Annotated in this window: 5 protein-coding genes; 1 reads left to right on the top strand and 4 read right to left on the bottom strand. The window is 33.6% G+C overall.

The window, feature by feature from the left end:
- From hemW to ruvC, 4 genes are all read right to left on the bottom strand, one after another.
- On the bottom strand, positions 1-876 hold an 876-nt coding region (hemW, locus tag AB8B65_RS09355), incomplete at its 3' end, for a radical SAM family heme chaperone HemW (protein ID WP_405300690.1).
- Between the two features lie 12 nt (positions 877-888).
- On the bottom strand, positions 889-1,179 hold the full coding sequence (locus AB8B65_RS09350; RefSeq protein WP_405300688.1) for a hypothetical protein: 291 nt from the start codon (positions 1,177-1,179) through the stop codon (positions 889-891).
- Positions 1,180-1,204: 25 nt separating this feature from the next.
- The gene (locus AB8B65_RS09345) at positions 1,205-2,929 is read right to left on the bottom strand and encodes a hypothetical protein (RefSeq protein ID WP_405300687.1); all 1,725 of its coding nucleotides are present in this window, start codon (positions 2,927-2,929) and stop codon (positions 1,205-1,207) included.
- Positions 2,907-3,461, bottom strand: coding sequence for a crossover junction endodeoxyribonuclease RuvC (gene ruvC, locus AB8B65_RS09340; RefSeq protein ID WP_405300689.1), 555 nt, complete (start codon positions 3,459-3,461; stop codon positions 2,907-2,909). The genes AB8B65_RS09345 and ruvC overlap by 23 nt, the downstream gene beginning before the upstream one ends.
- 85 nt (positions 3,462-3,546) lie before the next feature.
- Here ruvC and AB8B65_RS09335 point away from each other — a divergent pair.
- Positions 3,547-4,212 (top strand): lysylphosphatidylglycerol synthase domain-containing protein (locus AB8B65_RS09335; protein ID WP_405300686.1); only part of this gene is annotated, 666 nt, incomplete at its 3' end.

Genomic DNA, 4,212 nt, shown 5'->3' with positions numbered 1-4,212 from the left:
GATTGGAAGCACGTCTTCTTCTATACTTTTTATGTATTTTATATTGTTTGAAACATTCCAGCTTCTACTGCCTTTTTGAAACGAATGCGCACTCGGTCCAATACCGAGATAGCTTGCGCCTTTCCAGTACGAAGTGTTGTGTTTGGAAAAATAGTTTGGTTTTCCAAAATTAGAAATTTCGTAGTGTATGAATCCTTGTTTTTGAGTTTCTTCTACCAATATATTAAAATGTGCCAGCGATTCTTCTTCAGAAATATCTGCAAATTTCCCTTGTCGGATGAATTTTTCCAACGCAGTTTTCGGTTCTACCGTAAGGGCATAACTTGATATATGATTGATTCCGAAGTTAAAAACCGTTTCCAAATTGGTTTTCCATTGTTCCATCGTCATATTCGGCACACCGTAAATCAAATCGATCGTAATATTATCAAAATACTGTGTGGCAAATTCTAGACACTTTTTAGCTTCTGTACTATTATGTGCACGATTCATCATTGATAAATGTTCATCATAAAACGATTGAATCCCGATACTTAATCGATTTATTTGCGACTTAGATAATTCTAAAATCTTAGCTTCCGTTAAATCATCCGGATTTGCTTCTAAGGTAATTTCTGGACTTTCGGAAACTGTATAATTCGCATGAACCGTTTCTAAAATTTGATTGATTTCTTCTAACGAAAGTACACTTGGTGTTCCACCTCCAAAGTAAATAGTTTCAATGGTTGCATGAGACAATTCCGCTTGACGCAACTCCAATTCTTTCTGCAAAGCGCTAATCATTGCATTTTTCTTCGTCAAAGACGTAGAAAAGTGAAAATCACAATAGTGACATGCTTGTTTACAAAACGGGATATGTATATAAATTCCAGCGATAACCTTGACATTTTAGAGTTTAGAACAACGCATTGCAAGACGCGCAATGACTATAAGAAAAATGATTACACTCAACACAATTCGCCATGTTGGCATCGGTTTTCCTTTATCATCATATATTTCTCCTGCATCTATTATTGCCTGACGATCCGCAATTTTCTTTTCTTCCTTGATATCTCTTTCATAATCGGAACAACTCAATACAAAGGTCGGCTTTTCATTTGTCAATCCGCACATAATTCCTTTTGAAGAAGAAAATGATCTGTTCGTACAGGTTTTACAAAATTCTATTTTATCATTCATAAAAGTGATTGGTTTTTTGTGCCAATTATTTTTGCGGAATTACGTATAATTTTGGATTGATTGCTTTAAGCGAATCTATATTTTTTTGTGAAATGTATCTTGGATTTACAATAATGCGATCTAAAGTTGGATTATCAGCAATTGAATACGGAATACTTTTAATTGGCGTATCGTGCACAATGATACTATATACACTTTTCAGAGATTCTAGTTCTTTTGGAAAGGTTTCGAAACGATTACCATCTAAAGATATGCGCGCTAAATTGTCTAAGTTTTTAAACGATTTTGGCAAGCCTTTCAGGCGATTTGAACCTAGTGTTAAGTGCTGTAATACTTCCAAATTCCCAAAAGATTGGGGTAATTTTTCAAGATTATTATTATGAATACTTAAATTTCGAAGATTAATTAAATCTCCAATATTTTCTGGTAAGGTTTTTATATGACTGCGATTTGCCTCCAAAATAACAAGCTGTGAACAGAGTGCAACCTCAGCTGGCAAATGTGTTAATTTTATTTGCGAAATTTTTAATATTTGCAAACACTGTAATTTTTGAATGCTTTTTGGTAGTGTTGTCAATTTTCTGTTATTACCAACATCTAACATTTTTAAGTTTCGCAATTCTCCAATAGATTCTGGCAATTTTTTAAAACCATTTCTATACAAACTTAAAATCAGTAATTGATCTAAGAGTTGTATATTTTCTGGTAATTTCTTAATTCCACAACTATTCAATATGAGTATTCTTAAATTTGGAAGTTGACTTAAGTTTTCTATCGTTTTTTCTATATCTGTAAATTTATTTGCTGATAAATTTAAGATTTGTACATTTTTAAATTTCAATAGCGTTTTTGGAAGCTCTTTGTATCCATTCGCTGCAAGATTTAATATGTACACTTCCTCTTTTTTTGGTAATAATGCTTCTAAATCTTCAGTTCTTGGTTCTCTAGCAATTTCATTCATTATTTCCGCACGACGATAGTCTTTATCGGGAAACAAATCGAATTCATCGCAATCATTTTTAATAATACTTTCCAATTCTTCAATGGTCAATTTTGGCAATTCAAAACTTGCTAATTCTTCAAATTTTATTTCATCACTCATTAATGCCTTTAACAACAACGTATCTTGTTCAAAACCACGATTGTCCAAAAAAGCAGTGTCCCACATAGCACCTTCTTTGTTGCTCCCTAAATGTTTCGAAAAAATCATGTAATAGTAATTGTTTCGAACTTCTTCATACGTACCAGGCATTTTGGTACGCTGTTCATAGATTTTTGCTGCGAGATCAAATTTTTGTGCTAAAAATGCACAGTTTGCTTTCCAAGACAATAAAAAAGGATTTCTCCCATGTCGCTGAATGATGGTTTCAATATCTTTCAATGCATTTTCAAATTCGCCAGCATGCAAATACGCTTGAAAACGAAACATGGTTGCTGCTGAGTTTTCAGTTGTTTTATCTATATAGGTATTTAAATCAGCAATAATACCTTTTACATCTAACGGCGCAACATTGGAGGCAATTCTGGCTCTTGTAAAATACGCTGGAATATCGTCCGGTTTTCGTTTCAAATATTCATCAATCAGATCTTTGGCAGCTTTCCAATTTTTAGCACCTACTGCTTTTTGATAACGTTCTTGAACTTCTTCATCACTGAGTAAATTCCCGCAGGAAAATAACAGTATTGACAAAAAACCAACTAAAAGTGTTCTAAAAAAATGTGTCATCTTACTTCTTAACTCGCTTTTCATTTTGCTTTACAAAACTTGCCCAACCTGAATAATTTTTCCCTACTTCTACTCTACCAGAATTGTAAAAGTGACAAACAGCCGCCGCCAAACCATCTGTAGAATCTAGGTTTTTGGGAAGTGTTTTTAAATTCAACAAACTTTGCAACATTCTAGCAACTTGCTCTTTGCTAGCATTTCCATTTCCAGTAATTGCCATTTTTATTTTTTTGGGAGCATATTCTGTGATGGGTATTTCACGCGATAAACCTGCTGCCATTGCCACACCTTGTGCGCGCCCAAGTTTTAACATGGATTGTACGTTTTTACCAAAAAATGGTGCTTCAATTGCAATTTCATCAGGGTTATATGTGTCAATCAATTCGATCGTACGTTCAAAGATGAGTTTCAACTTTAAGTAATGATCTTTGTATTTTTGAAGTTGCAATTCGTTGAGTTGTAAAAAGTGCATTTTCTTTCCAACAACTTTAATCAATCCAAAACCCATAATCGTAGTTCCTGGATCAATTCCCAATATAATTTTTTCTGTTTTTATCGGTTTTTTCTCTTGATTCATCTCTTTCAAACTGTATAAACAAACTCCATGATGATTTGTATTCCGAAATGCTTTACTTTGTAGCATGCAGATTTTGGCATCTCACAAAACTAAGCAATTCTTTACGTTCGCAATAAAAGTAGCGATACTTATTGGCGCTGCCTATTTTATTTATGACAAATTAGCGCACAATACACAATTAGATTTTGATGCTTTTTGGAATCAGCTTGAAACTTCTCAACTTTTAGAACCGTTGGTCATATTTGGACTTGTACTAACCACTTTTTTGAATTGGTTTTTAGAGGTTGTAAAATGGAAAACACTTGTGAGTTCTATAAAATCAATATCACTATGGGAAAGTACTACACATAGTTTAGGCGGATTAACAGCTTCACTATTTACGCCAAATCGTGTTGGTGAATACGGCGCAAAAGCTCTCTATTTCCCGAAGTTTGAACGAAAACGTGTTGTAGGTTTAAATTTTCTTGGAAACATGGCACAATTGATTGCTACCGTAGTTTTTGGACTCATCGGGTTTAACATTTTTGTAATTCAATTTGGAATTGAATTGCCTTGGTATAAAATTGCACGCATTAGCGCTTTTGTATTAGTTTTAGGAGGATTTTTTATTGCTGGAGCTAAACAAAAACGATTTCAGATGAAAGGTTTTTCATGGAAACGTGTTCGTGGTTTTATGCGGAATGTTTCTGGGGGAATTCATTTGAAAAATCTTAGTTTATCAATACTTCGC

It is taken from the genome of Kordia sp. (genome assembly GCF_045105435.1).
Taxonomy (GTDB): Bacteria; Bacteroidota; Bacteroidia; order Flavobacteriales; family Flavobacteriaceae; genus Kordia.
The sequence above is the reverse complement of the archived record's forward strand: the minus strand, read 5'-3'. Positions and strand labels throughout refer to the sequence as shown.